General features: G+C 71.7%; 1 pseudogene. It reads left to right on the top strand.

What is annotated here, in order from left to right:
- A pseudogene (locus NBW84_RS13725) lies at nt 1–399 on the top strand (hypothetical protein); the annotation flags it as partial.

The raw sequence follows: 399 nt of genomic DNA on the forward strand, positions 1-399 counted from the left end.
CGTGATCCGCCGGATCCGCGGCCTGGGACTCGCCACCATCGACCCCGGTAGCGGGACCGGCCCCAGCACGATCACACTGCACCGGCTCGTGCAGGCCGTCCTGCGCGACCACACCCCACCCGAGCAGCGACCCGCCGTCCACACCACCGCCTGTCGGATGCTCACCGCCGCCCTGCCCGGGGACATCCAGAGGAACCCGGACGGCTGGCCGCGGTGGCACCAGCTCCTCCCGCACGTCCTGGCCGTCCTCGGCCCCCACCGCGAATCCCTCACCGCGGGGACCGGCACGACGACAGAAGCCGACACCACGTCATGGCTGGCCGACAGAGCGGCAACCTACCTGGCCGAAATCGGACAACTCGACCCCGCCATCGGCCTGTTCGAGCAGACCCTCACCGA

This window comes from Protofrankia sp. CiP1_Cm_nod2 (assembly GCF_920664355.1).
Taxonomy (GTDB): domain Bacteria; phylum Actinomycetota; class Actinomycetes; order Frankiales; family Frankiaceae; genus Protofrankia.